Below are 25389 nucleotides of genomic sequence, written 5' to 3'. Positions count from 1 at the left end.
CGTTCGCTCACTCGACGTGGTAGTTCGGCGCTTCCTTCGTGATCTGCACGTCATGCACGTGCGATTCGCGCACACCGGCCGCCGTGATCTCGACGAACGCGGCTTTCTCGTGCAATTCCTCGATCGTGCGGCAACCACAGTAGCCCATGCTCGCACGCACCCCACCAACCAATTGGAACAGGATCGCGTTGACACCACCCTTGTACGCGACGCGGCCTTCAATCCCTTCCGGCACCAGCTTGTCGACGTTGGCCGAATTGTCTTCCTGAAAGTAGCGGTCTGCCGCGCCATCTTTCATGGCGCCCACCGAACCCATGCCACGATACGATTTGTATTGGCGTCCCTGGAATAGGAACACGTCGCCGGGCGATTCCTCGGTGCCGGCCAGCATGCTGCCCATCATCACCGCGTCGGCGCCCGCGGCCAACGCCTTCGATACATCCCCGGAGTAGCGCACGCCACCGTCGGCGATCACTGGCACGCCACTGCCCCGCAGCGCGTCAGCCACGTTCGCAATCGCGGTGATCTGTGGCACGCCGACGCCCGCGACGATCCGCGTGGTGCAGATCGAACCCGGGCCGATGCCAACCTTTACGCCGTCGGCGCCGTGCTCGACCAGCGCCCTGGCCGCTTCGGCAGTCGCAATGTTGCCGCCGATCACATCGATATGCGGAAAATGCTGCTTGACCCAGCGCACCCGTTCTAGCACGCCCTGGCTATGCCCGTGCGCAGTGTCAACGACGATCACATCGACACCCGCCGCCGCCAGCGCCTCGATGCGCGCCACGTTCTCCGGACCGACGCCGACAGCAGCACCAACCCGCAGCTTGCCGTGCTCGTCCTTGCAGGCGTCCGGGTGCTCGGTCGCCTTCGTGATGTCCTTGACCGTCATCAATCCGCGCAACTCAAACGCCTCGTTGACGACCAGCACACGCTCCAGGCGGTGGCGGTGCATGAGCGCCTTGGCTTGCGCAAGCGACGTTCCTTCGCTGACAGTGACCAGCCGCTCGCGCGGCGTCATGATCGCGCGCACCGGCTCGTCCAGTCGCTCCTCGAAGCGCAGGTCGCGGTTCGTCACGATGCCGATAAGTTTCGCACCGTCGACGACCGGGAAGCCGGAAATGCCATGCTGGCGCGACAGCGCAATCACGTCGTGCACCTTCATATCGGGCGGCACGGTGATCGGATCCCGCAACACGCCGGACTCGAACCGCTTGACTTTCGCAACTTCACGCGCCTGTTCGGCCGGTGTCAGGTTCTTGTGCACGATGCCGATTCCGCCCTGCTGCGCCATTGCAATTGCAAGCCGTCCTTCGGTCACCGTGTCCATCGCCGCGGAAATCAGCGGCATGTTCAGGGAGATATTGCGAGTCACGCGGGTTTTGAGACTGGTGTCACGCGGCAGTACGTTCGAGTACGCCGGCACGAGGAGCACGTCATCGAATGTGAGTGCTTTTTGGATCAGACGCATGGCAAATCCTATAGGCGCAAAATCGGATTATACCGATAGTTTCCTGGATTTTCACTGTCCGAACAGCCAGTTACGCACGCGTCCCTTTTTTAGACCCGAGCCGCCGTGCGCATCGCGCCGACTGGAGGATTTGGCAAGTGGGCCAAACGGCGCCGCATGTTATGCTGCGCGCCTTCAGTGTTTGCCCACGCCCGCCGCTTCGCTCGCACGCCACCGGAATGCGACACGAAAAACGGCGCAGCCGCATATGCAGCATAGAAGACGGGCGCACGCAACCGGGGCGCGGCGCAGCCAACGATGACAGGGGGCCAGCAATGCAACGTGGGGTGATATACGGCCTGCTAGCGGGCGCGATGTGGGGCTTCGTATTTCTCGGCCCGAGCCTGTTGCCGGACTTCTCGCCGTTGCTGCTGGCCGCCGGACGCTATCTATTGTACGGCCTGGTGTCGGTCGCGGTCGCGCTGCCCAACGCGCGCCGGCTGCTGTCCAAGCTCACGCGCGCGGATCTCATGGCGCTCATCTGGCTCGCACTCACAGGCAACGTTGTCTATTACATCCTGGTCGCCGCAGCGGTACAACTGGTCGGCGTCGCGCCATCGTCGCTGATCGTCGGCGTGCTGCCGTTGACCGTCACACTGGCCGGACGCACCGATCACGATGCGGTTCCACTGCGGCGGCTTGCGCTTGCACTGCTGATAATCGCCGCCGGCATCGCCTGCATCAACATCGACGTCTTCACCGCATCGGCCGCCACGCACGGCACGATCACGAGCCGGATCGCCGGTGTGTTGTGCGCCGCGGGCGCCCTGGCGGCGTGGACCTGGTTTGCCGTCGCCAATGCGCGCTATCTGCGCAAGTCAGGACATTTCGACAGCAACGAATGGTCGATTGCCTCGGGCCTTATCACCGGCGTGCTCGGCGCACTGCTATGGGCCGGGCTGCTGCTGGGGCCGAGTAGCGCAGTCGGGAAGCCAGCGCTCGATGCCGGGCGCTGGCAACTATTCTGGGCGCTTAACCTAGCCATCGCCATTGGCTGTTCATGGTGGGGCAATGCATTGTGGAACGCTGCGGCAAAACGCCTGCCCTTGACACTGTCGGGTCAGTTGATTGTGTTCGAGACGCTGTTCGCGCTCGTGTACGGATTCATCTACGCGCAGCGTTGGCCGCGCGCGCTCGAATGGGGCGCGATCGTGCTGCTGGTTGCGGGCGCGAGCTGGTCAGTCCGCCAGCACGCGCGTCAGCCGTCGCGCCCGGGCCAGTCGCGGCATGCGATCGAGGCGGACGCGCCAGTCTCGGCGCACTAACGTGCCGACCGCCGCTGACGGGGACGCATCAAACGCGGCGCGCTTCAGCGCGCGTCTTTTGCGCGCCATTTGCGTCCTTCGAGCGAGCCGCTGTGGCGAGCCTTATCGACGCGGCGCTGCCGTGCAAGCTTCGGATCGACGGTCAACGGCCGATAGATCTCGACGCGATCACCATTCTCAAGTGCCGAGTCCAGCGCGCGGATGCGTCCGAACACACCAACGCGCTGCTGAGCCAGGTCGATCTGCGGATGCATCGTGACGATCCCGCTAGCGTCGATGGCTTCACGCAGCGTCGCGCCGGGCGGCAACCGCACATCGACGAGCGTCTGGGTGTCAGGGAGCGCATAACACACTTGCACCTCGAGCATGGCGCCGCCATCGCCGCCCGGCAGCCGCGGATCAACGCTTGCCATAGCGTTCTCCGGCCCGCTTGACGAACGATTCGACGAACGTGTTTGCGATGTGATTGAACACCGGTCCAATCAATTTCTCCAAAATGATACTGGAAAACTCATAGTGCAACGCGAACTCGACCTTGCACGCATCGTCTCGCAGCGGGATGAAATTCCAATAGCCAGTGAACCGCTTGAAAGGCCCTTCGGTGAACTCCATATCGATCCGTTCCGGGCGCCGTTGCGTGTTATGCGTAGCGAAATGCTGATGAATCCCCTTGAAGCGGATGTCGATCCGTGCTTCCATGCTGGTTTCGTCCTGGTGACGGATCTCGACGCCGCCGCACCAAGGCAGAAAGTTCGGGTAGTCGGCGACGTCAGTCACGAGGTCGAACATGCGTTCGGCGGAATAACGAATCAACACAGTTTTCTGGACGTCTGCCATAAAAGGGCACCGAGGAGGCGCGTGATGCCACGTGCGTCGCGGCGAGCCCGGAGCACGCGCGGACGCAACGCGGCCTTCGGCGCCGGGTCGCTTTGCTAAAATCGTAATTTTATCCGAGTTGGTCAAACCCATTCATGAGCATCATCGACAACAAGAAAGCATTCTTCGACTACTTCATCGAGGAACGCTACGAGGCGGGGCTCGTGCTGGAGGGCTGGGAGGTTAAAGCGCTGCGCGCCGGGCGCGGCCAGATTAAGGAAGGCTACGTCGTGATCCGCAACGGCGAACTATTCCTGATTGGCACGCACATCAGCCCGTTGCAGACCGCCTCGACGCACGTGCACGCGGATCCGGTCCGCACACGCAAGCTGCTGCTCAACGCCGATGAGATCCGTAAGCTAATCGGCAAGGTCGAGCAGCGCGGCTATACGCTGGTGCCACTGAACTTCCACTACAAGAATGGACGGGTGAAATGTGAAATCGGCCTGGCCCGTGGCAAGAAATTGCATGACAAACGCGAGACCGAAAAAAAGCGCGACTGGCAACGCGAGAAGGCACAGCTGCTGAAAAACACGACGCGCTAGCGGCGTGCGCCGCGACGCCGCCCACCCCCGCGTGTGACAACCTGACGACACGTGCGCCTGACGGCTTGTCCGACACCTCGCTTCGGTTACACGTCACGCTTGGCTTTCACGATGCTCAGCGCGGACGCGATCATTGTGCTCATATCAGCCAGATTGGCCGGGACAATCAGTGTATTGCCTTGCTTGGCCAGGTTGCCAAATGCACTGACATACTGTTCGGCAACTTTCAGGTTCACCGCGTCCATGCCGCCACGTGACTGAATGGCGTCGGCGATTTTCTGGATCGCCTGCGCATTGGCCTCGGCCACCGCGAGAATGGCGGCAGCCTGTCCCTGGGCTTGGTTGATCGCGGCCTGTTTCTCTCCTTCGGATTGCTGGATCGCCGCCTCGCGCGCGCCAGACGCCAAGTTGATCTGCTCCTGCTTGCGGCCTTCGGACGCTGCGATCAGCGCTCGCTTCTCGCGCTCGGCCGTAATCTGCGCCTGCATCGCACGCAGGATTTCATTGGGGGGCGTCAGATCCTTGATTTCGTAGCGCAGCACCTTCACGCCCCAGTTCGCTGCCGCATCGTCGAGCGCGGACACGATGCTGTGGTTGATCAAATCGCGTTCCTCGAACGTCTTGTCCAGTTCCATCTTGCCAATGACCGAGCGCAACGTCGTCTGCGCAAGCTGCGTGATCGCCATCACGTAGTTCGCCGAACCGTACGAGGCCTTCATCGGATCGGTAACCTGAAAGTACAGTACGCCATCGACCTGCAGTTGCGTGTTGTCGCGCGTGATGCAGACCTGCGACGGCACGTCGAGCGGGATCTCCTTCAGCGAATGCTTGTACGCGACGCGATCGACGAATGGCAGCACGATGTTCAGGCCCGGCGTCAGCGTCGCATGATAGCGGCCGAGCCTCTCGAGCACCCACGCATGCTGCTGAGGCGTGATCTTCACGCATTGCGTCGCGATCACCACCACGACAACGAACAAAACCAGTGCGACAATCGAAAGTTCCATGACGTAGTATCCCTTCAGACTGTGGAAGAAGAGCGAGCGGCCGGGCGAGCGGCGACGATGAGCCGGTTGTCGCGCACCTGGCGAATCAAATACCAGTGCGCATGCTCGCTCTCGCCGGGCTGAAGCTCGACATCCCACTGTGCACCGCGATAGTTGATGCGTGCCCGGCCGTTATCCCAATGTTCGACGCGCACCGTCTGACCAATGTCTAGCAGCACATCGGCGTCCCGCGTGGCGTCCCGCACGTCGCGGCGCTGCCGACGACCATAGCGGGAACGCCGCAGCGCCGTCACGGCGGCCAGCGCGACCAGGGCGGCCAGCGCAAGCTGCGCAGCCACCGGCATGCCGAGTCCATGCGCGACACCGCCCGCCGCGCAACCCAGCGCAATCATCAATAGATAGAACGTGCCGGTCGTCAGCTCGACCACCAACAACGCACCGGTCGCGATCCACCAGATAAGTCCCGAACCCGCCATCGCGATCCCCTGAATAAAAAAACACCCCGGTGCCGTCACCGAGGTGTCTTATAGCACGAAGCTGGCTCGCGCTGCGAGCCGATCGCGCGTCAGCGCGCGGTTTCTGGCGGCCGGCGTATCGTCCGGCCCGCCGGCAGACGCGGCGTCATGCCGCCTTCGCGTCGTCCGTCTGCGCGAGCGCCTGCCACGTCTCAATCACCGTATCCGGATTCAACGAGATCGAAGCAATACCTTCCTTCGTCAGCCACGCAGCAAAATCCGGATGGTCCGACGGGCCCTGGCCGCAAATGCCGACATACTTGCCCAACCGCAGGCAGGTTTCGATCGCGCGCGACAGCATGAAGCGCACGGCCGGATCGCGCTCGTCGAAATCATGGGCGAGCAATTCCATGCCCGAGTCCCGGTCCAAGCCGAGCGTCAGCTGCGTCAAGTCGTTCGAGCCAATCGAGAAGCCGTCGAAATACGCGAGGAACTGCTCGGCCAGGATCGCATTGGACGGCACCTCGCACATCATGATCAGCCGCAGGCCGTTGTCGCCGCGCTTGAGCCCGAATTGGGCGAGCAGCTCGACTACCCGCTGGGCCTGTCCCAGCGTGCGCACGAACGGCACCATGATTTCGACGTTGGTCAGGCCCATTTCGTCGCGCACGCGCTTGAGCGCACGGCACTCCATTTCGAACGCGGCCGCGAAATCGTCGGCGATGTAGCGCGACGCGCCCCGAAAGCCGAGCATCGGGTTTTCCTCGTCCGGCTCATAGCGCGAACCGCCGATCAGCTTCTTGTACTCGTTCGACTTGAAGTCCGACAGCCGCACGATCACCGGCTTCGGATAGAACGCCGCGGCAATCGTCGCCACGCCCTCGGTCAGCTTGTCAACATAGAACGCACGCGGCGACGCATGACCGCGCGCTACGCTCTCAACGGCTTTCTTCAAATCCTGGGCGACATTCGGATATTCGAGGATCGCCTTCGGATGCACGCCGATATTGTTGTTGATGATGAATTCGAGCCGCGCCAGCCCGACGCCGGCGTTCGGCAACTGCGCGAAGTCAAACGCGAGTTGCGGGTTGCCCACGTTCATCATGATCTTGACCGGGATCTTCGGCAACTCGCCGCGCTGCACCTCGGTCACCTCTGTCTCAAGCAGGCCGTCGTAGATCTTGCCCTCGTCGCCTTCCGCGCACGATACCGTCACCAGTGCACCGTCCTTCAGCACATCAGTCGCGTCACCGCAGCCGACCACGGCCGGCACGCCGAGTTCGCGTGCGATGATTGCCGCGTGGCAGGTACGCCCCCCCCGGTTCGTGACGATCGCCGACGCGCGTTTCATCACCGGCTCCCAGTTCGGATCGGTCATGTCCGCCACCAGCACGTCACCCGGCTGCACGCGCTCCATCTCGGAAGGATCATGGATCACGCGCACCGGACCGGCGCCAATCTTCTGACCGATCGCCCGGCCGGTCGCGAGCACCTGCGACTGGCCCTTCAGCTTGAAGCGCTGCTCGATCTTGCCGGCCGCCTGGCTCTTCACCGTCTCAGGGCGCGCCTGCAGGATGAACAACGTGCCATCGCGACCGTCCTTGCCCCACTCGATGTCCATCGGACGCTGGTAATGGTTCTCGATAATCACCGCGTACTTGGCGAGCTGGATCACATCCTCGTCGGTGATCGAATAGCGGTTGCGCTGCTCCGCCGACACGTCAACCGTCTTCACGCGGCCCGGCTCGCCCGGCTGCGTGAACTCCATCTTGATCAGCTTGGAGCCGATCGAGCGACGGATGATCGGATACCGTCCCTGCGCGAGCGTCGTCTTGAATACGTAGAACTCGTCCGGGTTCACCGCGCCCTGCACCACGGTCTCGCCCAGTCCGTAGCTAGCGGTGATGAACACAGCGTCGCGAAAGCCCGATTCGGTGTCCAGCGTGAACATCACGCCGGCCGCGCCGACGTCCGAGCGCACCATTCGCTGCACGCCGGCGGACAACGCCACCTCGGCGTGTGTGAAACCCTTGTGTACGCGATACGAAATCGCGCGGTCGTTATACAGCGACGCAAACACGTGCTTGATGCGATCCAGCACGTCGTCGATGCCCACGACGTTCAGATACGACTCCTGCTGGCCGGCAAACGACGCATCAGGCAAGTCCTCGGCCGTGGCCGACGAGCGCACCGCGAACGATAGTTCCTGGGGCGAGGACGCCTGCAGCTTGTCGAACTGCTCGCGGATCTCCGCATCCAGGCGCGGTTGCAGCGGCGCGTCGACGATCCACTGGCGGATTTCCTTGCCGGCCTCGGCCAGCGCCTTCACGTCGTCGACATCGAGCGTCTCAAGGCGCTTGGCGATCCGTTCGGTCAAGTCATTGTAAGCAAGGAATTCGCGGAACGCGTGCGCAGTCGTCGCGAAACCGGTCGGTACGCGAACGCCTGCCGCAGCCAGTTGGCTGATCATCTCGCCCAGCGATGCATTTTTTCCGCCGACCGAGTCGACATCTGTCATTCGTAGCGCTTCGAACGGTAAGACGTATGCTCCGTTATGTGCGGTGTTAGACATGAAAGCCCCTAAGTGGTAAAAAATTTCCGGCATGCGCGAATGGGCCCCGTGCGCGCAGCTCCACTGGAAGTCGCCACGCACCTCGCGCAACCTGTTTGACAAGCCATCGCGAGTGCCGCGAGGATCGCTTCGTCCTGTGCCGGGGGGACCCTGCGCCCACCGCGCGACACCTCGTCCATCCGCCGGCGGTCTGCAAGGCCTTATGGAACAAAGCTTGCCGCCGGTTTCGCGGACACCGCCTGCAATTGCTTGTCAAACAGGTTGCCGCTATTCTACCGTGCTACTCTGCAAAAAACCCCAGAATCCCCGCTCAGGCCCTTTGACCAACGGAAATCCGGGCCTGCCGCGCGGCGCTCTACTTGACAAGCATCATGCCTGCACCGACTGTATTCATCGTCTCCGATGGCACCGGCATCACCGCGGAAACCTTCGCGCACTCGATCCTGTCCCAGTTCGACCAAAAATTCCGCCTTGTGCGCGTGCCATTCATTGACTCGTCGGAGAAGGCTTACGCAACGGTCCAGAAAATCAATGAGGCGGCCACGCTGGACGGCCGCCGCCCGGTCGTCTTTACGACGCTCGTCGATAGCCATTCAAACGAGATCGTCAAACGCTCGAACGCGCTGGTCATGGATATGTTCCAGACTTTCATCGAGCCGCTAGAACAGGAATTGCAAACGCAATCAACCCACGCGATCGGCCGTGGCCACCAAGCCGCCGATACCGAGGAGTACAAGAACCGGATCGAGGCGATCAATTTCTCGCTTGCGCATGACGATGGCCAGAGCAACCGCAACCTGCAGGATGCGGATGTGATTCTGGTCGGCGTGTCGCGCAGCGGCAAAACGCCCACCAGCCTCTATCTAGCGATGCAGTACGGTGTGAAGGCGGCCAATTACCCGTTGATCCCGGAAGACTTCGAGCGCGGCAAGCTGCCGACACCGTTGTATGCCCATCGCAACAAGATCTTCGGGTTGTCGATCGATCCGCAGCGACTCGCCGAGATCCGCAACGAACGCCGCCCAGGCAGCAAGTATGCTGCGCCGGAGAACTGCCGCTACGAGGTCAATGAAGCCGAGGCGCTGATGCGTCGCGAAGGCATTAAATGGCTGTCGTCGACGCACAAATCAATCGAGGAAATCGCGACGACGATCCTGCAGGAAATCAAGCTCGAGCGGCAATCGTACTGAGCGCGCGCTGCTACGCGACGCGCCGTTGCCGGCATTGCTCGAAAAAGCACACGGCAGCAGCGGCGGCGACATTCAACGACTCCATGCCGCCGGGCTGAGGAATGGTCACACGCCGGTTCACCGCGGCGCGCCACTCGGCCGACACACCGGCGCCCTCGTTGCCGAACACCCACGCAAGCGGCCCGCTCAGGTCGACATCGTACAGTGGCTGTGCGCCATGCGAATCGGTGACAAACACCGGCACCGCGAGCCGTGCCAGCAAGTCAGCGGCCCCCACCTGCTCGTGCACGCACAGCAGGAATTGCGCGCCCATGCCAGCGCGTAATACCTTGGGCGACCACGCGTGCGCTGTGCCAGGCGAGCAAAACACATCGCCGATCCCGGCCGCAGCGGCGCTGCGCAGGATCGAGCCGACATTGCCGGCGTCCTGCACGCCGTCAAGCACCACGCAAGTCGCCTCGACGCGTTCAGGCAGCGGCCGTGGCCGCACGTCTACCACGAATGCAATGCCAATCCCGTTCACGAGCGTCGACAACTGCGAGAATAGCGCGTCGCTAAACAGCACGACCCGCGATGGATCGAGCCGCGCGACGATCTGCGCGGTCTGCACCTGCGCCAACGCCGCCTCGGTCAGCACGCAATGCGCCGGCTGGCCGAGCGCATCGAGATAAGCTTCGGCCAAGTGCAGGCCCTCGAGCAGTGCCTGACCGCGCTTTTTTTGTTGTGCAGGGACGGTCAGCGCCTTTAGGTGCTTGAACAGCGGATTGTCCCGCGATGTGATGGTTTTCATCGGTTCAGCCGGCGGGCAGCGTCGCACAGCTCAGCATGGCGGCGCGTCGTCAGCCAAACGACTGTCGTCGCGCCGCCCATTGTCCCACGCGGCTGGCTGCGCGCTCGTATCCGCTGCAGCGTCGCTGGCGCTGGCGCGCACCGGTGGCACGTCCACCACGCTCGCAGGCATCGCACCCAACCCGAGGCTCAGATAGGCGTTGCGCACCGGCGCAAACGAGCGCCGGTGGTGCACACACGGCCCATGGGTACGCAGCGCAGCTAGGTGCCGCGGCGTGCCATAGCCCACATGCGCGTCAAATCCATAATGTGGAAACTCGTCATGCAACGCATGCATCATCCGGTCCCGCGTGACCTTCGCCAGAATCGACGCGGCAGAGATCGACGGCACCAGTGCATCGCCACCAATCACCGCCTCAGATCGCACTGACAGCACCGGGCAGCGGTTGCCATCGACCTTGACCAGCGCAGGCGTGAGCGCAAGGCCCTGCACCGCACGCTGCATCGCCAGCATCGTCGCGTGCAGGATATTGAGCGTATCGATTTCGTCGACGCTTGCCGACGCGACGCAATAGGCCAGTGAGCGTTCAATAATTCGGTCGAACAGCTTTTCGCGCGTCGCCGGACTCAGCGCCTTGGAGTCATCGAGCCCGCGAATGCGAGGTGCGGCGGGATTGAGAATCACCGCAGCGGCCACCACCGGACCCGCCAACGGCCCGCGCCCCGCTTCATCGACGCCGCAAACGAGGTCGGCCGGATCGTCGAAGTCCAGCCCGCGCTGCGCAACAGCAGGCGCGCCACCGCAGCCAGGCGCACGCATACGGCGTCCGGTCATCGAGGCCTCCTGCCCGACAGGCCCGAGTCGATGACGTCAACGACCACTTCCGCGGCACGCTCGGCGGTGTTGCAGCGCAATCGTTCGTGCATCTCGGTGAACAGTTCAACCAGCGTGCGACGGTTCGCCTCATCGTTCAGTTGCAGCAGCGTCGCATCGGCAAGCGCCTCCGGCGTCGCGAAATGCTGCAGGATCTCGGGCACAACGAACCGGCCGGCCAGGATGTTCGGCAAACCGACGTACGGCAGATAGCCTTGCCGCTGCATAATCTGCCCGGTCAACCATGGCACCTTGTAAGAGATCACCATCGGCTTTTTCAGCAATGCGGCTTCCAGCGTCACGGTGCCGCTCTTGACCAGCACCGCGTCGGCCGCCGTCATCGCCAACTGGGCGTTGCCTTCAGTCAGCGTCAGCGGCAATGTCGGGTAGTGGTCCGCGAGCGGCTGCAGCAGCGCGCGGATGGACGCGTTCGGCGCGGGCACGATAAAGCGCAACGATGGCTCGCGCTTGTGCATCAGGTCCATCGTCGCAAAAAACGTCGGGCCGATCAACTCGATCTCGGAACGGCGGCTGCCCGGCAGCACCGCGACGACAGGTCCCTCGTGGGGCAAGCCACTCGCGCGCCGCGCGCTCAGGCGGTCCGGCTGCAGCGGAATCGCGTCAGCCAGCGGATGACCGACATACGTGGACGCCACGCCGGCCTTGTCCAAAATCGCCGTTTCAAACGGAAACACGCACAGCATGTGGTCGACCGCCTTGACGATTTTCTTGATGCGCCCGCCCCGCCACGCCCAGATTGACGGGCAAACAAAGTGGATCGTCGGAATACCCGCATGCCGTAGCGCCTCCTCAAGCGAGAAGTTGAAATCCGGCGCATCGACGCCGATGAACGCGCTTGGCGGCTCGGCCAACAGCTGCCGCTTCAATTCACCGCGGATGCGCAGGATTTCCGGGATATGGCGCAGTGCCTCGACATACCCGCGCACCGACAACTTGTCCATCGGCCAGTGCGCGTCGAATCCGTGCGCGGCCATCCGCGGGCCACCAATCCCATAGTATTGGGTGCCTGCCGGAAGACGCGCGGCGAGCCCGTCGAGCAACGACGCCGCCAACAGGTCGCCGGACGGCTCACCCGCCACCATCGCGAGCTTGACAGGACTCGAATGTAACGTCATCGTCGATGCATCAGCGAATGATGCCGCGCTTGGCGGTCTCGATAAAGCGCAGGAACGTCGTGACCGGCTCATCGCCGTCGCCGCCCTGCCCCGCCAACTCACGCAACTGCACTTTCGCCTCGTCTAACGATAAGCCGTTTTTATAAAGGGTGCGGTACGCGGCCCGCAACGCAGAAATCGCATCGGCGGTGAAGCCGCGACGGCGCAGCCCCTCGATGTTGATGCCGTGCGGCTGGGCCTTTTCACCCGCCGCAATTACATAGGGCGGCAAGTCTTGCACTAACGCCGATGCACCACCGAGAAACGCGTGTTCGCCGATGCGCACGAACTGATGCACACCGGACATGCCGCCAAGGATCGCCCAATCACCGACGTCGACGTGCCCGGCAATTTGCGCATTGCTCGAAAATACCGTATGGTTGCCCACCCGACAGTCGTGAGCAATATGCACGTACGCCATGATCCAGTTATCGTCGCCGATACGGGTGACGCCGTTGTCCTGCGCGGTACCGGTGTGAATCGTCGTGAATTCGCGAATCGTGTTGCGATCGCCTATCTCGAGCCGCGTCGGCTCGCCGGCGTACTTCATGTCCTGCGGCGCACCGCCGAGCGCCGCAAAATGGCCGATCCGGTTGTCTTCGCCAATTGTCGTATGGCCTTCGATGACCGTGTGTGAGCCGACCATCGTGCGCGCACCGATGCGCACGTGCGCGCCGATAACCGCGTACGGGCCGATCTGGACGGCGTCGTCCAGGCTCGCACCCGCTTCGATGATCGCGGTGGGATGGATACAAGTCATACCTTCGCCCTTGCTTCGTTTTGCGTTACGAGAACGCCAGCACTCAGGCGGCGGATTCCGTCTGCTTGACCGTGCACATCAGATCAGCCTCGGCCGCCAACGTCCCTTCGACCTCGGCGCGCGCCTTGAATTTCCAGATACCCCGCATGTACCGTTCGAACGACACGTTCAGTATCAGCTGGTCGCCTGGCTCCACGACACGCTTGAAGCGCGCGCCATCGATGCCGACAAAGTAATACAGCGTATTGTCCGAATCGTGCGGCTCCTCGGCAAACGTGAGCAGCGCCGCTGCCTGCGCCAGCGCCTCGAGGATCAGCACGCCGGGCATCACCGGCCGCGTCGGAAAATGACCGGTGAAATACGGTTCGTTGACCGTCACGTTCTTCAGTGCCTTAATGCGCTTGTGCGGTTCGAGTTCCAGCACACGGTCAACGAGCAGGATCGGATAGCGATGCGGCAGCAGCGTGAGAATCTTGTGGATGTCCAGGTTTATTGCTTCAGTGCTCATGGTGTTTCGGCGCGACTAAGTCGCGCATTGCGTGCAGTGTATTACAGCTACTCGCCGGCGTCGCCGCGCGGCGCATGGCCCGCGTCAAGCGCGGCTTCGAGCGTCTTGATCCGCTCGCGCAGCTTGTCGATGTTGCGCAGCAGCGCCGCGCTCCTGTTCCAATCGCCGTGGGGCACGGCGGGAAACGCGCTCGTATAGATGCCCGGCTTGAGTAGCGATTTGGACACCCCGGATTTCGCGGTCACGATCACACGATCGGCGAGCGTGACGTGGCCGGCAATGCCGACCGCGCCGCCGATCATGCAGTGCTGACCGATCGTCGTGCTGCCAGCGATACCCGCGCAACCGGCGATTACCGTGTAGGCGCCGATCCGGCAGTTGTGCCCGATCTGCACCAAGTTGTCAATTTTCACGCCCTGTTCGATGACCGTATCGGCCATCGCGCCACGATCAATGGTCGTGTTCGCGCCGATCTCCACGTCCGGGCCGACCGTCACCGCGCCGACCTGCGGTATCTTCACCCATTCGCCGGTCTGCTCGTCACCTTCGCTGTCGCTGACGAAGTCCGGCGCAAAGCCGAAGCCGTCCGCGCCGATCACTGCACCTGAATGCACGATCACGCGCTCGCCGAGCTGACAGTCATGGTACACGGTCACGTTTGGGTACAGCCGCGAATCGTCACCGATCACTGCACCATGGCCAACAAAAGCATGCGCGTCGATGCGCACGCGCTCGCCGATTACCGCGCCTGCCTCGATCGTCACATGGGGGCCGATTGTCGCGCTGGCCGCCACCTTCGCAGCGGGGTCCACCACCGCGCCGGGATGGATGCCGGCCGGCGCGGCCGGCAGCGCCGCCGCTGCAAACTGTTGTGCAACGCGCGCAAAATAAGCGTATGGGTTCGGTGTCACGACGAAGGCCGGCCCAGGCGCGGCGCCGGTCACGTCATGCTCGGCTTGCAGCTTGTCCAGATCCGGCTGGCTGATCAATACCGCCGCCGCACGCGTCGAGCCGGCCTGCGACAAATACTTCGGATTGGCAACGAAAGCAAGCTGACCGGGGCCCGCGCTGTCCAGCGGCGCGAGACCCGCGATCGTGCGGCCCGCGTCGCCCACGACTGTGCCGCCGTAGCGTTGCGTCAACTGGGTTAGCGTCATCGACATGCGCGACGATACCCCGGTCAATTCGACGTGCCGTTGGCGAGCGCCTTCAGCACCTGGTCTGTGATGTTGATGCGCGGACTCACGTAGACCGCCTCCTGCACTACCAGATCATAGCGCTGCTGCTCGGCGATCTGCCGGATCGCCTTGTTGGCCCGGTCCAGCACGCCAGCCAGCTCCTCGTTGCGACGCTGGTTCAGGTCCTCGCGAAACTCGCGCTGCTTGCGTTGGAAGTCCGTATCGAGCTGGGCGAGGTCGCGTTGCCGCTGCTGCCGCTCGGACGGGGACATCGACGCACCATTCTTATCCAGGTTGTCGGACATCGCCTTGAGCTTTTGCGCCATCTCCTGCAGGCCGCGGTCTCGCTTGGAGAACTCCTGCTCAAGCTTAGACTGCGCGGACTTGGCCGGCGCCGACTCGCGCAGGATGCGGTCCGAATCGACCGCCGCGATGCGTGCCTCTTGCGCGTAGGCGGCCACTGCGGCGCCACCGGCGGACATCGCAAGCACGCCCATTGCGATATAGCGGGAAAATCGTCTGGTCAGCAAAGTCACCTCTTAAGCCGATGGATGTTTGTCAGAATGCAGTACCGATCTGGAACTGGAATTTCTGGTATTGATCGCCGTCATGCTTAGCCAGCGGGAAGCCCAAGCTCAGCTTCAATGGACCAATCGGCGAGATCCACGCCAAGCCCAAGCCGTAGCCATAGCGCAAGCCGTTCGCGCCGATACTGTTGCCTTCGGTCCCCCATACGTTACCGCCGTCGAGGAACGTGAACACGCGCAAGGTTCGATCATAGCCCGTCCCGGGCAGCGGGAACGTCAACTCGACGTTGCCCACGATCATTTTCGAGCCGCCAATCGGATCGTTTGTCGCCTTGTCGCGCGGACCCAGCGAACTCGGCTCGTAGCCACGTACTGACCCGATACCGCCGGCGAAGTAGTTCTTGAAGATCGGGTACGGCTTGCCGCCGAGCCCGTTGCCATAGCCGCCTTGCAGGTTCAGGCCCAGCACGAAGCCGCGGGCAAACGAATAATAGTATTGCGCCTGCAGATCGGCCTTATAGTACTGCGCCTTGCCAATCGGCGTGCCGTATTCGGCGTTCGCCTGTGTGTAGTAGCCGCGGCTGGGCACCAGCGCGCTGTCGCGCGCGTCGCGCGACCAACCGATGGTGACGGGCACGTTGTTCGACACGCGACCGAACTGGTTCACGTAATCGATGTAGCTCCGCGGCGTCGCCGAGTCGATGTCTAGACGGTTCTGCTCGACACCGGCACCGAAATACACGGTGTCGGCTTCCGAGAACGGAATGCCGAACTTCAGGTCGCCGCCCGCGGTGATGATCCGGAAGCTCGAATTGGTCGAGTAATACAGCGGCTGGTACGTGCGATAGTAGACGTCGGTGATCCGCTTGATGCCGTCGATCGTGAAGTACGGATCGACCTGCGTGACGGCCAGCGTGCGGTACGTACGAGCGGTGTTGACGTTCACCGACAGGCTCGTGCCGGAGCCGAACACGTTGTCCTGCGACACGCCGGCCGATAGCACGACCTTGTCGGTTGACGAGAAGCCTGCGCCAAGCGTGATCGCGCCGGTTGGCTTCTCGGTCACCTTCACGTCGACATCGACCTGGTCGTTCGTGCCCTCCACCGGCGCCGTCGTCACGTCCACATCAGTGAAGTAGCCCAGCCGGTTGACCCGATCCTTCGACAGCGCAAGTCGGTGGCTATCGAACCACGAACTCTCGAATTGCCGCATCTCGCGGCGGATCACTTCGTCGCGCGTCTTATTGTTGCCCGTGATGTTCACGCGGCGCACGTAAACGCGCCGGCTCGGATCGACCTGCAGAATCAGGTTGACGGTATGGTGCTCCTGATCGATGTCGGGCTGCGCGTTCACACTGGCGAACGCGTAGCCATACTCACCGAGCTTGTCGACGATTGCCTTGGTGGACGCCTGCAGCTTTTCTGCGGAGAATCGCTCGCCCGGCTTCAACTGCACAAGCTTCGCGAGTTCGGCCTCCTTGTCGAGCAAGTTGCCAGCGAGCTTGATGCTCGATACCTTGTACGGCTCGCCCTCATGCAGCGTGACCGTCAGATACATATCTTTTTTGTCCGGCGAGATCGATACCTGCGTCGAGTCGATATTGAACTCGAGATAACCGCGGTTCAGGTAGTACGAGCGGATGTTCTCCAGGTCACCGGTCAACTTTTCTTTCGAATACAAGTTGGCCTTCGTGTACCACGAAAACCAGTTCGGTGTGGACAACTGCATCTCGTCACGCAATGTGCTGGTCGAGAACGCCTTGTTGCCGATGAAATTGATCTGGCGGATCTTCGCGCTTGGCCCCTCGACAACCGAGAGCAGGATCGACACACGATTGCGGTCGATCGGCGTGACCGTCGTCTTCACCTCCGCTGCGTAGTAGCCGCGCGTCAGGTATTGCCGTTTCAGTTCCTGCTCGGCTTTGTCAACCAGCGCCTTGTCGTAGTAGCGCCCATTGGACAGGCCGACCGCGCGCAGCGCCTTAGTCAGGTTTTCCTTGTCAAACTCGTGGATGCCGGCGAAGTCGACCGAGCCGATGGCCGGACGCTCCTGCACGTTGACCACCACGACGTCGTTTTGCGCCAAAACCTTGACGTCACTGAAGAAGCCGGTCGCATACAATGCACGGATGGCTTCCGAACCCTTGTCGTCGGTGAACGTATCGCCTTGCTTGACCGGCAAGTAGGCAAACACGGTGCCCGGCTCTACCCGCTGCAGTCCTTCGAGGCGGATGTCCTTGACGACAAACGGCACCGTAGCATGCGCAACTATCCCGTATGCCGCGAACAACGCAGCTGCAACCGTCTTAGGAACAAAGCGGTGATGTTTGAACAACTTGCTTCCCCAATGTTTTTGCTGTTGCAATGCATACCGCGCCACCCGCGCGTACATGGCATCGACTTAGAAATGAATCAGACGTGACAAATCGTTAAACAGCGCGATCGCAGACAATGCAACGATGCACACGAGACCTGCCCTTTGTAAAATGAGTTGCCAGCGCTCCGAAACAGCCTTGCCCGTCACGGCTTCAACCGAATAATATAACAGATGCCCCCCGTCCAATACCGGAATTGGCAACAGATTCAGCACGCCGAGGCTGATGCTGACCAGTGCCAGAAACGACGCAAACGAGGCCGCGCCCAGTTGCGCGCTCTTGCTCGCGTAATCAGCGATCGTGACCGGTCCGGATAAGTTCTTCAGCGAAGCTTGGCCACTAAGCATTCGCCAGAACATGCGCACTGAATAGGTCGAGATATCCCACGTGCGCCGTGCCCCCAGCTGCAGGCTTTCCGTTAAGCCGTATTCCACGTCCACGGTCTGCACCTGCGTGGCCATCGCCGCACCGATGCGGCCGACCGTATTGCCGCCCGCCGCATCGAGCCGTTCGTCGGGCACAATGTCGATGTCGCGGCGCGCGCCGTCGCGCTCGACCGTGATCGTCAAATGCTTGAGCGCGTGGGCCTGGATCGTCGCAATGAACGCATGGGCGCCCTGCACAGCTTTACCGTCGAGCGCGACGACCACATCGCCCGTAGCCAGCCCCGCGCGCTGCGCCGCACTGCCCGGCTCCACACTAGCCACCCGCAATTTACCGCCCGGCTCGAAGCCTAGGCGCTCGATAACATCCTCGTCCTGCTCCGGGCGCGCTGCCCGCGATAAATCGACTGAGTAATCGAGCGTATCGTTACCCACCTTAGCCAATAGCACGATGTTGCGCTGGTCGAACTGCGCATCGAGCAGCTTCCAGCGTAAATCGCTCCAGGAGCGCACCGGCTCGGTGGTCCCGTCCGGCGCCCGCACCGCCACCACAGTCTCGCCGCCAACGAAGCCGGCGCGTTGCGCGACCGAACCGGCAGTGGGTGCCGCCAGCATGGCCACCGGCTCATCGACGCCACCCGCGTAGACGCCCGCCAGCAGTACGATAGCCAGCAGGAAATTGGCGAGCGGTCCGCCGGCGACGATGGCAAAGCGCCAGCCGACGGGCTTGCGGTTGAATGCGTGTGGCAGACCCTGCGCAGCGATGGGCGTATCGGTATCGCGCTCGTCGAGCATCTTCACATAGCCACCGAGCGGCAGCGCACAAAGCGTCCACTCGGTGCCGGTGACCGGGCTGGTCCGGCGCAGCAGCGGCCGGCCGAAGCCGACGGAAAAGCGCAACACTTTGACGCCGGCGGCGCGCGCGATCAGGTAATGGCCAAATTCATGTACGACGACCAGAATGCCGATCGCCACCATGAACGAAACCAGTTGAATCAGCAAACTCATGCGATCCTCGCTGCAATATGCCACACGTCACGGCCTACCGAATGAACGCGCGTGTCAGCCAAGCTGGCTGGCCACCGCAACGCCGCGCACGCCAGCCTGGCCATGCGTACGGTAGCGAGCCAGCGCCTTTTGCGCCGCACGGCGCGCCTGCGCATCGACGTCAAGCACTGCGTCCAGCGTCGTGGCGACATCGGCCTGGACTTGTTCGAGCACGTCGCCAACGACTGCCGCGATCGCGGTAAATCCGATGTGTCGCGCAAGAAACGCTTCGACCGCGACCTCGTTCGCCGCGTTCAATACCGTGCTCGCCGAGCCGCCGTCGCGCAATGCCTGCATCGCGAGCGCCAGACACGGAAAGCGCTTATAGTCAGGCGGCTCGAATGTCAGCGTCGCCACCTGCGCCAGATCAAGCTGCTCAACGCCTGACACGATTCGCGTCGGAAACGCCAGCGCATGAGCGATCGGCGTGCGCATATCGGGATTGCCCAGTTGCGCGAGTGTCGAGCCGTCCGCATATGACACCAGCGAATGGATCACGCTTTGCGGATGGATCAACACGTCAATCTGCTCGGGCCGCAGATCGAACAGCCAGCGCGCCTCAATCACCTCGAGGCCCTTGTTCATCATCGTGGCTGAATCGACCGAGATCTTGCGCCCCATGACCCAGTTCGGATGCTTGCACGCCTGCTCCGGCGTTACGTCGACCAGCGTAGCCGGTTCTCGCAGCCGGAATGGACCGCCGGACGCGGTGAGCTGGATGCGGGTCACGGCGCCGTGCAAACTAGGCTCGCGCGGAAAGCACTGGAAAACTGCATTATGCTCACTGTCAACGGGCAGCAGCGCGGCGCCACTGGCATAGACCGCATCCATGAACAATGCGCCGGACATCACCAGCGCCTCCTTGTTCGCGAGCAAGATCCGCTTGCCGGCACGCGCCGCCGCCAGCGTCGGCTCCAGTCCAGCCGCACCGACAATGGCAGCAACCACCGTATTGCAAGCGGCGTCCGACGCGGCGGCGGCCAGCGCGTCGCGGCCGTAGTCCACGCGCGTCGCACAGCCCGCCTCGCGCAGCCTCGCCTGCAACTGCGTGGCTGTTTGCGCATCGCCGACCACCGCGACGTGTGGCGCGAAGCGCAAGCATTGCTCAGCGAGTTTTTCCCAGTTGCGGTACGCGGTCAACGCGTGGATCGAAAATCGATCCGGATGCCGGGCGATCACGTCCAGCGTGCTATCACCGATCGAGCCCGTCGAGCCCAGCAGGGTCACACAATGTTGCATCATCAATGATTTCAGCTCAAAAGCAGCATCGCCAGCGGCAGCACGGGCAGCAGCGCGTCAATCCGGTCCAGCACACCGCCATGGCCGGGCAGCAACTGACTCGAATCCTTCACGCCGGCCTGGCGCTTCAACAGCGACTCGAACAGGTCGCCGACGACGCTGAAGGCGACCAGCACGCTCAGCGCGAACACCGCGACCACAACGCCGAGACGCTCGACCAGCGCGCCGGCCACGCTCAGCACGCCCGGATGCGCGGCAAGCGCAAGCGCCGCGACCACGACGACCGATAGCCATCCGCCGATCACCCCTTCCCACGTCTTACCCGGACTGATCGCCGGCGCCAGCTTGTGCCGGCCAAAGCGCCTGCCCGCAAAGTATGCGCCGATATCGGCAAGCCAGACGATCAACAACAGTGATAGTACGAATATGACGCCAGTCGCGCGCGCAGCCACCAACGCATGCCAGCACGCGACGAACAACACCAGGCCGGCCACCAGCAGGAAACCACGCCACGCGCCAACGGCCAACGTCGGCTTGCGCAGCAGCGCGAATGGCGCCGCGGCAATCCAGAACACCACGGCCGCCCGCGATACCGCGTCACCGCGCGGCGCGCCCGCGAACACGTAGGCGACCAGCACCACGCCGGCTAGCGCCGCATAGACGAACGGCCAGACGCCCGGCAGCTTCAATAACTTGGCCCATTCCCACGCGGCAAACACCAGCACAAAGCCGATCAGCGCACCAAAACCACCCAACGGGGCAAACAGCGTAACTGGCAGTAAAACGGCCAGCAGGGCAATCGCCGTAACGACACGGGTTCTTAGCATGAAAGCGAATCGACGTTTTGCGACTGCCGGATGAGTTGCGCGCTGGTGCGCCCGAAGCGCCGTTCGCGCTCGCGGTACGAAGCGATCGCCTTACTCAATTGCGCATCATTAAAGTCCGGCCAGAACACGTCGGTGAAATAAAATTCGGTATAAGCCAGCTGCCACAGCAGAAAATTGCTGACGCGCTGCTCCCCGCCAGTGCGAATGAACAAGTCCGGCTCCGGCGCATACGCCATCGCCAAGTGTTGCGCGAAGCTCGCCTCATCCACATTCTGCATCGCGCCGGCATCCACGCATTGCTGCGCAATCTTGCGCGTGGCCTGCAAAATATCCCAACGGCCGCCATAATTCGCCGCGATGGTCAGCGTCAATCTGGTATTGGCTGCCGTCTTAGCTTGCGCGCGGCGCACAAGCTCCTGGATCCGGGGCTCGAACATCGACAAGTCGCCGACCACGCGCAGCCGGATGCCATTCGTATGTAGGCGCGCGATTTCACGCTCGAGCGCGCTGATGAACAGCCGCATCAAGAACGAGACCTCGTCAACCGGCCGCCGCCAGTTCTCGGAACTGAACGCAAACAGCGTCAGGAATTCGACGCCACGCGCCACGCACGCCTCGACGATTGTGCGCACCGCATCGAGCCCCTTCGTATGACCCGCAACACGCGGCAGCCGCCTGCGCTGCGCCCAGCGGCCATTGCCATCCATGATGATCGCGATGTGCCGCGGCACGTCCGTGACGGTCGGGGTGCACACAGTGGAACTGGTATAGGTCATTGTCTCGTCGTTCCGCCTCGGCCAGCGACGATGCAAAGCAAGCGGCGGCGCCCAAGGCGCCGCCGTTGCGTCACACCGTCATGATTTCCGTTTCCTTAGTCTGAACCAACTTCTCGATCTCGGAGACGAACTTGTCGGTCAGCTTCTGAACTTCGTCTTGTGCCCGGCGTTCATCATCCTCAGAGATGTCCTTGTCCTTCAGCAACTTTTTCAACTGCTCGTTCGCGTCGCGGCGCAGGTTGCGCACTGCCACCTTCGCGCTTTCGCCTTCCGACTTCACGACCTTGCTCAACTCGCGGCGACGCTCTTCGGTCAGCGCTGGCATCGGCACGCGGATCAAGTCACCTTGCGTCGCTGGGTTCAGACCGAGATCCGACTCACGAATCGCTTTCTCAACGACCGCGACCATCTTCTTTTCCCACGGCTGCACGCCAATCGTGCGAGCGTCGACCAGCGTCAGGTTCGCGACCTGCGAGATCGGTACGTTTGAGCCGTAGTAGTCGACCTGGATATGGTCGAGCAAGCCTGTATGGGCGCGCCCCGTGCGGATCTTCGCCAGATCGCTCTTAAACGCTTCCAACGAGCGCTGCATCTTCTGCTCCGCGCCCTTCTTGATGTCTGCGACAGTCATTCAAACCTCCGAAACGATGTAGTCGGATGCCGGCCGGCCGCGTGAGAATGGGCCACGCCAGGCATTCGTCCCATCCTGCGAGTTTACACGTGTACCAGCGTACCCTCGTCATCGCCTTGCACGATGCGCTTTAGGGCGCCGGGCTTATTAATCGAGAATACCCGGATCGGCAACTTCTGGTCGCGGCACAACGCGAACGCCGTCGCATCCATGACCTGCAGATTGCGGCTGATCGCCTCATCGAAGCTGATCGTCGCATAACGCGTGGCCGTCGGGTCCTTCTTCGGGTCGGCGGAGTAGACGCCATCGACCTTGGTGGCTTTGAGCACGACTTCCGCGCCGATCTCCGAGCCGCGCAGCGCAGCGGCGGTGTCCGTGGTGAAAAACGGATTGCCGGTGCCGGCCGCGAAAATGACGACGCGCCCTTCCTCTAGCTGCCGGATTGCGCGCGGCCGAATATAGGGCTCGACCACTTGGTCCATCCGCAACGCAGACTGCACGCGCGCCTCGATGCCTGCATGGCGCATCGCATCCTGCAGCGCCAAGGCATTCATCATCGTCGCGAGCATCCCCATGTAGTCCGCCGTCGCGCGATCCATGCCCGCCGCGCCGCCCGCTACGCCACGAAAGATATTGCCGCCGCCAATCACGATGGCAAGCTGCGCGCCCAGGTTCACCACGTCGACGATATCCGCGACGATTCGCTCGATCATCGTGCGATTGATGCCGAATGCATCGTCGCCCATCAGGGCTTCGCCGGAGAGTTTGAGCAACAGGCGTTTATAGACAGTTGACATGGAAGATATCCGTTCGCGCCGAAAAGGACTTCAGAACTGTAGGGGGGAAATGCGTTGCGGATCAAGCACTGCAAAAACGCATCGCGCTGCCCGACGCTCACCCAGACGCATGCGACGTGCCGGCGCGGCAGCGGATCGTCTAGCCAGCCGGAGGACGTCCACGTGGGCGGGGCCCCGGCAACACGGCCTCGCTGCGAGAGCGGCGCCACGCCTGGATGGGCGCTGCCGCTGCCGCAACGGCCTACTGCTTCTGCGCTGCAGCGACCTGCGCAGCCACTTCGGCCGCGAAATCGTCCTGGCGCTTCTCGATGCCCTCGCCGACGACGAACAGCACAAAGCGTTGCACCGTCGTATTCGCAGCCTTGAGCATCTGCTCGACGGTCTGCTTATCGTTCTTCACGAACGGCTGGTTCAGCAGCGACACCTCCTTCAGGTACTTTTGCACGCTGCCTTCGACCATCTTCGCGACGATCTCGGCCGGCTTGCCCGACTCGGCCGCCTTCTGCTCAGCGATGCTGCGCTCTTGGGCGATCAGCTCAGCCGGCACATCGGCCGACGACAGCGACACCGGCTTCATCGCGGCGATGTGCATTGCAACGTCCTTGCCGACCTGCTCATCGGCGCCGTCGTATTCGACCAGCACACCGATGCGCGTGCCGTGCAGGTACGACGCCAGCTTGCGCGTGGTTTCAAAGCGCGAAAAGCGGCGAATCGTCATGTTCTCACCGATTTTGCCGACCAGCGCAGCCCGCACTGCATCTACCGTCGAGCCGTCCAGCGACAGCGTGGACAGCGCGGCGACGTCGGCCGGATTCTGCGTGGCAACCAGTTCCGCGACCTTTTTTGAGAAAGCGATAAAATCCTCGTTCTTTGCGACGAAGTCCGTTTCGCAGTTCAATTCGACCAACGCGCCGGCGCCGCCGCCGATGAATGACACGATCACGCCTTCCGCGGTCACGCGCGCTGCCGCCTTGCTCGCCTTGTTGCCGAGCTTCACACGCAGCAGCTCCTCGGCGCGGGCCATGTCGCCATCGGCCTCGGTCAACGCCTTCTTGCATTCCATCATCGGCGCATCGGTCTTCGCGCGCAGTTCTGCCACCATGCTTGCGGTAATTGCCGCCATTGTTCGCTCCTGTCAATCTGTCGGACTATTCCGGTTGTCCACACGCCGCGCGGACACCGCGCGCGGCCACAATCTGTTGTCCCGCTAGTCGCCCACGCACGCCGCGCGCCGCGACGGCACCTGGGCTGGGAGCCGCGCCAGCTAAAAAAAAGGGGCTCAGTGAAGCCCCATTGTCTGGCCGGACGCTGGCGCAGGGTTACGCCTGCTCGTTGACCTCGACGAACTCATCGTCGCCGCGGGCTGCCTGCACGACGTCGTTCAACGCGTTTGCGCGACCTTCGAGAATCGCGTCCGCGACACCTTGCGCATACAGTGCAACGGCTTTGCTCGCATCGTCGTTGCCCGGAATCACGTAGTCGACGCCCTCTGGCGAGTGATTCGTGTCGACGACCGCAATGATCGGCACACCGAGCTTCTTTGCTTCAGTGACGGCGATCTTGTGGTAGCCGACGTCAATCACGAAGATCGCGTCCGGGATGCCCCCCATGTCCTTCACGCCGCCAATCGATTTTTGCAGCTTTGCCATCTCGCGCTCGAACATCAGCGCTTCCTTCTTGCTCATCTTCTCGACTTCGCCGGATTCGATCGCCGCTTCCATGTCTTTGAGCTTCTTGATCGACGTTTTCAGCGTCTTGAAATTCGTCAGCATCCCGCCGAGCCAGCGGTTGTTTACGTACGGCATGCCAGCGCGCGTCGCTTCCTCTGCGATCGTGTCGCGCGACTGACGCTTCGTGCCGACGAATAGAATCGTGCCCCGGTTAGCTGCGAGTTGACGCGCGTACTTCAGCGCGTCGTTATACATCGGCAGCGTCTTTTCGAGGTTGATGATGTGAATCTTGTTGCGGTGACCGAAGATGAATGGCGCCATCTTCGGGTTCCAGAAGCGAGTCTGGTGACCGAAGTGCACACCCGCTTCCAGCATCTGACGCATCGTAACTGCCATGAAATTCTCCACGAAGG

At 62.5% G+C, this 25389-nt stretch carries 25 protein-coding genes; 3 read left to right on the top strand and 22 right to left on the bottom strand.

What is annotated here, in order from left to right:
* Positions 1-7: 7 nt before the first annotated feature.
* Complete coding sequence (guaB, locus tag B0B13_RS06200) at positions 8-1471, bottom strand: IMP dehydrogenase (protein WP_076795055.1); 1464 nt, start codon at positions 1469-1471, stop codon at positions 8-10.
* A gap of 314 nt (positions 1472-1785) precedes the next feature.
* Here guaB and B0B13_RS06190 point away from each other — a divergent pair, with 314 nt between their 5' ends.
* Positions 1786-2775 carry a DMT family transporter gene (locus B0B13_RS06190; RefSeq protein WP_076795050.1) on the top strand — a complete coding sequence of 330 codons (990 nt, stop codon included), beginning with the start codon at positions 1786-1788 and terminating at the stop codon, positions 2773-2775.
* A gap of 44 nt (positions 2776-2819) precedes the next feature.
* Here the strand turns inward: B0B13_RS06190 and B0B13_RS06185 are convergent, their stop codons facing one another.
* Both B0B13_RS06185 and B0B13_RS06180 read right to left on the bottom strand, forming a co-directional pair.
* Positions 2820-3143 (bottom strand): RnfH family protein, encoded by a 324-nt coding sequence (locus B0B13_RS06185; protein ID WP_076787140.1) that lies wholly within the window; start codon positions 3141-3143, stop codon positions 2820-2822.
* A 31-nt stretch (positions 3144-3174) separates the two neighbouring features.
* The gene (locus B0B13_RS06180; protein WP_041753499.1) at positions 3175-3612 is read right to left on the bottom strand and encodes a type II toxin-antitoxin system RatA family toxin; all 438 of its coding nucleotides are present in this window, start codon (positions 3610-3612) and stop codon (positions 3175-3177) included.
* A 134-nt stretch (positions 3613-3746) separates the two neighbouring features.
* On the opposite strand from B0B13_RS06180, the gene smpB reads away from it, so the two are divergent.
* Positions 3747-4196, top strand: a complete 450-nt coding sequence (gene smpB / locus B0B13_RS06175; protein WP_013435278.1) for an SsrA-binding protein SmpB — start codon at positions 3747-3749, stop codon at positions 4194-4196.
* An 86-nt stretch (positions 4197-4282) separates the two neighbouring features.
* On the opposite strand, the gene B0B13_RS06170 is transcribed toward smpB, so the two are convergent.
* The 3 genes from B0B13_RS06170 to ppsA form a co-directional block, all read right to left on the bottom strand.
* Positions 4283-5203 carry an SPFH domain-containing protein gene (locus tag B0B13_RS06170; RefSeq protein ID WP_076784915.1) on the bottom strand — a complete coding sequence of 307 codons (921 nt, stop codon included), beginning with the start codon at positions 5201-5203 and terminating at the stop codon, positions 4283-4285.
* Positions 5204-5217: 14 nt separating this feature from the next.
* Complete coding sequence (locus B0B13_RS06165; RefSeq protein ID WP_076784916.1) at positions 5218-5679, bottom strand: NfeD family protein; 462 nt, start codon at positions 5677-5679, stop codon at positions 5218-5220.
* Positions 5680-5824: 145 nt separating this feature from the next.
* Positions 5825-8230, bottom strand: coding sequence for a phosphoenolpyruvate synthase (ppsA, locus tag B0B13_RS06160; protein WP_076795047.1), 2406 nt, complete (start codon positions 8228-8230; stop codon positions 5825-5827).
* Between the two features lie 371 nt (positions 8231-8601).
* Between ppsA and ppsR the strand changes: the two genes are divergently transcribed.
* A complete protein-coding gene (gene ppsR, locus B0B13_RS06155; RefSeq protein WP_076784918.1) occupies positions 8602-9420 on the top strand; it encodes a posphoenolpyruvate synthetase regulatory kinase/phosphorylase PpsR in 819 nt (272 codons plus the stop codon).
* A gap of 10 nt (positions 9421-9430) precedes the next feature.
* Here ppsR and B0B13_RS06150 read toward each other — a convergent pair whose 3' ends face one another.
* The 16 genes from B0B13_RS06150 to rpsB form a co-directional block, all read right to left on the bottom strand.
* On the bottom strand, positions 9431-10210 hold the full coding sequence (locus B0B13_RS06150; protein ID WP_076795044.1) for a TrmH family RNA methyltransferase: 780 nt from the start codon (positions 10208-10210) through the stop codon (positions 9431-9433).
* Between the two features lie 30 nt (positions 10211-10240).
* Complete coding sequence (gene rnhB, locus B0B13_RS06145; RefSeq protein WP_235090363.1) at positions 10241-11044, bottom strand: ribonuclease HII; 804 nt, start codon at positions 11042-11044, stop codon at positions 10241-10243.
* Positions 11041-12219: a lipid-A-disaccharide synthase gene (lpxB, locus tag B0B13_RS06140; RefSeq protein WP_076784920.1), complete on the bottom strand. Its 1179-nt coding sequence runs from the start codon at positions 12217-12219 to the stop codon at positions 11041-11043. The genes rnhB and lpxB overlap by 4 nt, the downstream gene beginning before the upstream one ends.
* A 10-nt stretch (positions 12220-12229) precedes the next feature.
* The gene (gene lpxA, locus B0B13_RS06135; RefSeq protein WP_076784921.1) at positions 12230-13018 is read right to left on the bottom strand and encodes an acyl-ACP--UDP-N-acetylglucosamine O-acyltransferase; all 789 of its coding nucleotides are present in this window, start codon (positions 13016-13018) and stop codon (positions 12230-12232) included.
* A gap of 43 nt (positions 13019-13061) precedes the next feature.
* Positions 13062-13526 carry a 3-hydroxyacyl-ACP dehydratase FabZ gene (gene fabZ, locus B0B13_RS06130; RefSeq protein WP_076784922.1) on the bottom strand — a complete coding sequence of 155 codons (465 nt, stop codon included), beginning with the start codon at positions 13524-13526 and terminating at the stop codon, positions 13062-13064.
* A gap of 47 nt (positions 13527-13573) precedes the next feature.
* Positions 13574-14689, bottom strand: a complete 1116-nt coding sequence (gene lpxD, locus B0B13_RS06125) for a UDP-3-O-(3-hydroxymyristoyl)glucosamine N-acyltransferase (protein ID WP_076795042.1) — start codon at positions 14687-14689, stop codon at positions 13574-13576.
* 17 nt (positions 14690-14706) lie between these two features.
* Positions 14707-15234, bottom strand: coding sequence for an OmpH/Skp family outer membrane protein (locus B0B13_RS06120; protein WP_170872388.1), 528 nt, complete (start codon positions 15232-15234; stop codon positions 14707-14709).
* A gap of 28 nt (positions 15235-15262) precedes the next feature.
* Positions 15263-17566 carry an outer membrane protein assembly factor BamA gene (gene bamA / locus B0B13_RS06115; protein WP_076797184.1) on the bottom strand — a complete coding sequence of 768 codons (2304 nt, stop codon included), beginning with the start codon at positions 17564-17566 and terminating at the stop codon, positions 15263-15265.
* Between the two features lie 66 nt (positions 17567-17632).
* Positions 17633-18997: an RIP metalloprotease RseP gene (gene rseP / locus B0B13_RS06110; RefSeq protein WP_076795039.1), complete on the bottom strand. Its 1365-nt coding sequence runs from the start codon at positions 18995-18997 to the stop codon at positions 17633-17635.
* A 54-nt stretch (positions 18998-19051) separates the two neighbouring features.
* Entirely contained in the window at positions 19052-20275 is a 1224-nt protein-coding gene (locus B0B13_RS06105; RefSeq protein ID WP_076795037.1) for a 1-deoxy-D-xylulose-5-phosphate reductoisomerase, read from the bottom strand.
* An 11-nt stretch (positions 20276-20286) separates the two neighbouring features.
* Positions 20287-21102, bottom strand: a complete 816-nt coding sequence (locus tag B0B13_RS06100; RefSeq protein WP_076795034.1) for a phosphatidate cytidylyltransferase — start codon at positions 21100-21102, stop codon at positions 20287-20289.
* A complete protein-coding gene (gene uppS / locus B0B13_RS06095; RefSeq protein ID WP_076784928.1) occupies positions 21096-21878 on the bottom strand; it encodes an undecaprenyl pyrophosphate synthase in 783 nt (260 codons plus the stop codon). The genes B0B13_RS06100 and uppS overlap by 7 nt, the downstream gene beginning before the upstream one ends.
* Positions 21879-21948: 70 nt before the next feature.
* Complete coding sequence (gene frr, locus B0B13_RS06090) at positions 21949-22509, bottom strand: ribosome recycling factor (protein WP_076784929.1); 561 nt, start codon at positions 22507-22509, stop codon at positions 21949-21951.
* 83 nt (positions 22510-22592) lie between these two features.
* A complete protein-coding gene (gene pyrH, locus B0B13_RS06085) occupies positions 22593-23306 on the bottom strand; it encodes a UMP kinase (protein ID WP_076784930.1) in 714 nt (237 codons plus the stop codon).
* A gap of 241 nt (positions 23307-23547) precedes the next feature.
* Positions 23548-24429 carry a translation elongation factor Ts gene (tsf, locus tag B0B13_RS06080; protein ID WP_076784931.1) on the bottom strand — a complete coding sequence of 294 codons (882 nt, stop codon included), beginning with the start codon at positions 24427-24429 and terminating at the stop codon, positions 23548-23550.
* A gap of 196 nt (positions 24430-24625) precedes the next feature.
* Positions 24626-25372, bottom strand: coding sequence for a 30S ribosomal protein S2 (gene rpsB / locus B0B13_RS06075; protein ID WP_076784932.1), 747 nt, complete (start codon positions 25370-25372; stop codon positions 24626-24628).
* Between the last annotated feature and the right edge of the window lie 17 nt (positions 25373-25389).

This window comes from Burkholderia sp. b14 (genome assembly GCF_900156195.1).
Lineage (GTDB): Bacteria > Pseudomonadota > Gammaproteobacteria > Burkholderiales > Burkholderiaceae > Mycetohabitans.
Note: the sequence above shows the minus strand (reverse complement) of the source record. Positions and strands in the feature narration are given on the sequence as shown.

What these genes read in the sequence shown, in the direction of transcription:
- B0B13_RS06150 (WP_076795044.1), bottom strand. Translation starts at nt 10,210, where the DNA reads ATGAAAACCATCACATCGCGGGACAATCCGCTGTTCAAGCACCTAAAG.
- ppsR (WP_076784918.1), top strand. Translation starts at nt 8,602, where the DNA reads ATGCCTGCACCGACTGTATTCATCGTCTCCGATGGCACCGGCATCACC.
- guaB (WP_076795055.1), bottom strand. Translation starts at nt 1,471, where the DNA reads ATGCGTCTGATCCAAAAAGCACTCACATTCGATGACGTGCTCCTCGTG.
- lpxD (WP_076795042.1), bottom strand. Translation starts at nt 14,689, where the DNA reads ATGTCGATGACGCTAACCCAGTTGACGCAACGCTACGGCGGCACAGTC.
- ppsA (WP_076795047.1), bottom strand. Translation starts at nt 8,230, where the DNA reads ATGTCTAACACCGCACATAACGGAGCATACGTCTTACCGTTCGAAGCG.
- rseP (WP_076795039.1), bottom strand. Translation starts at nt 18,997, where the DNA reads ATGAGTTTGCTGATTCAACTGGTTTCGTTCATGGTGGCGATCGGCATT.
- B0B13_RS06190 (WP_076795050.1), top strand. Translation starts at nt 1,786, where the DNA reads ATGCAACGTGGGGTGATATACGGCCTGCTAGCGGGCGCGATGTGGGGC.
- smpB (WP_013435278.1), top strand. Translation starts at nt 3,747, where the DNA reads ATGAGCATCATCGACAACAAGAAAGCATTCTTCGACTACTTCATCGAG.
- lpxB (WP_076784920.1), bottom strand. Translation starts at nt 12,219, where the DNA reads ATGACGTTACATTCGAGTCCTGTCAAGCTCGCGATGGTGGCGGGTGAG.
- B0B13_RS06165 (WP_076784916.1), bottom strand. Translation starts at nt 5,679, where the DNA reads ATGGCGGGTTCGGGACTTATCTGGTGGATCGCGACCGGTGCGTTGTTG.
- lpxA (WP_076784921.1), bottom strand. Translation starts at nt 13,018, where the DNA reads ATGACTTGTATCCATCCCACCGCGATCATCGAAGCGGGTGCGAGCCTG.
- uppS (WP_076784928.1), bottom strand. Translation starts at nt 21,878, where the DNA reads ATGACCTATACCAGTTCCACTGTGTGCACCCCGACCGTCACGGACGTG.
- B0B13_RS06180 (WP_041753499.1), bottom strand. Translation starts at nt 3,612, where the DNA reads ATGGCAGACGTCCAGAAAACTGTGTTGATTCGTTATTCCGCCGAACGC.
- B0B13_RS06170 (WP_076784915.1), bottom strand. Translation starts at nt 5,203, where the DNA reads ATGGAACTTTCGATTGTCGCACTGGTTTTGTTCGTTGTCGTGGTGGTG.
- fabZ (WP_076784922.1), bottom strand. Translation starts at nt 13,526, where the DNA reads ATGAGCACTGAAGCAATAAACCTGGACATCCACAAGATTCTCACGCTG.
- frr (WP_076784929.1), bottom strand. Translation starts at nt 22,509, where the DNA reads ATGACTGTCGCAGACATCAAGAAGGGCGCGGAGCAGAAGATGCAGCGC.
- rpsB (WP_076784932.1), bottom strand. Translation starts at nt 25,372, where the DNA reads ATGGCAGTTACGATGCGTCAGATGCTGGAAGCGGGTGTGCACTTCGGT.
- tsf (WP_076784931.1), bottom strand. Translation starts at nt 24,429, where the DNA reads ATGGCGGCAATTACCGCAAGCATGGTGGCAGAACTGCGCGCGAAGACC.
- rnhB (WP_235090363.1), bottom strand. Translation starts at nt 11,044, where the DNA reads ATGACCGGACGCCGTATGCGTGCGCCTGGCTGCGGTGGCGCGCCTGCT.
- B0B13_RS06185 (WP_076787140.1), bottom strand. Translation starts at nt 3,143, where the DNA reads ATGCTCGAGGTGCAAGTGTGTTATGCGCTCCCTGACACCCAGACGCTC.
- B0B13_RS06105 (WP_076795037.1), bottom strand. Translation starts at nt 20,275, where the DNA reads ATGCAACATTGTGTGACCCTGCTGGGCTCGACGGGCTCGATCGGTGAT.
- pyrH (WP_076784930.1), bottom strand. Translation starts at nt 23,306, where the DNA reads ATGTCAACTGTCTATAAACGCCTGTTGCTCAAACTCTCCGGCGAAGCC.
- B0B13_RS06100 (WP_076795034.1), bottom strand. Translation starts at nt 21,102, where the DNA reads ATGCTAAGAACCCGTGTCGTTACGGCGATTGCCCTGCTGGCCGTTTTA.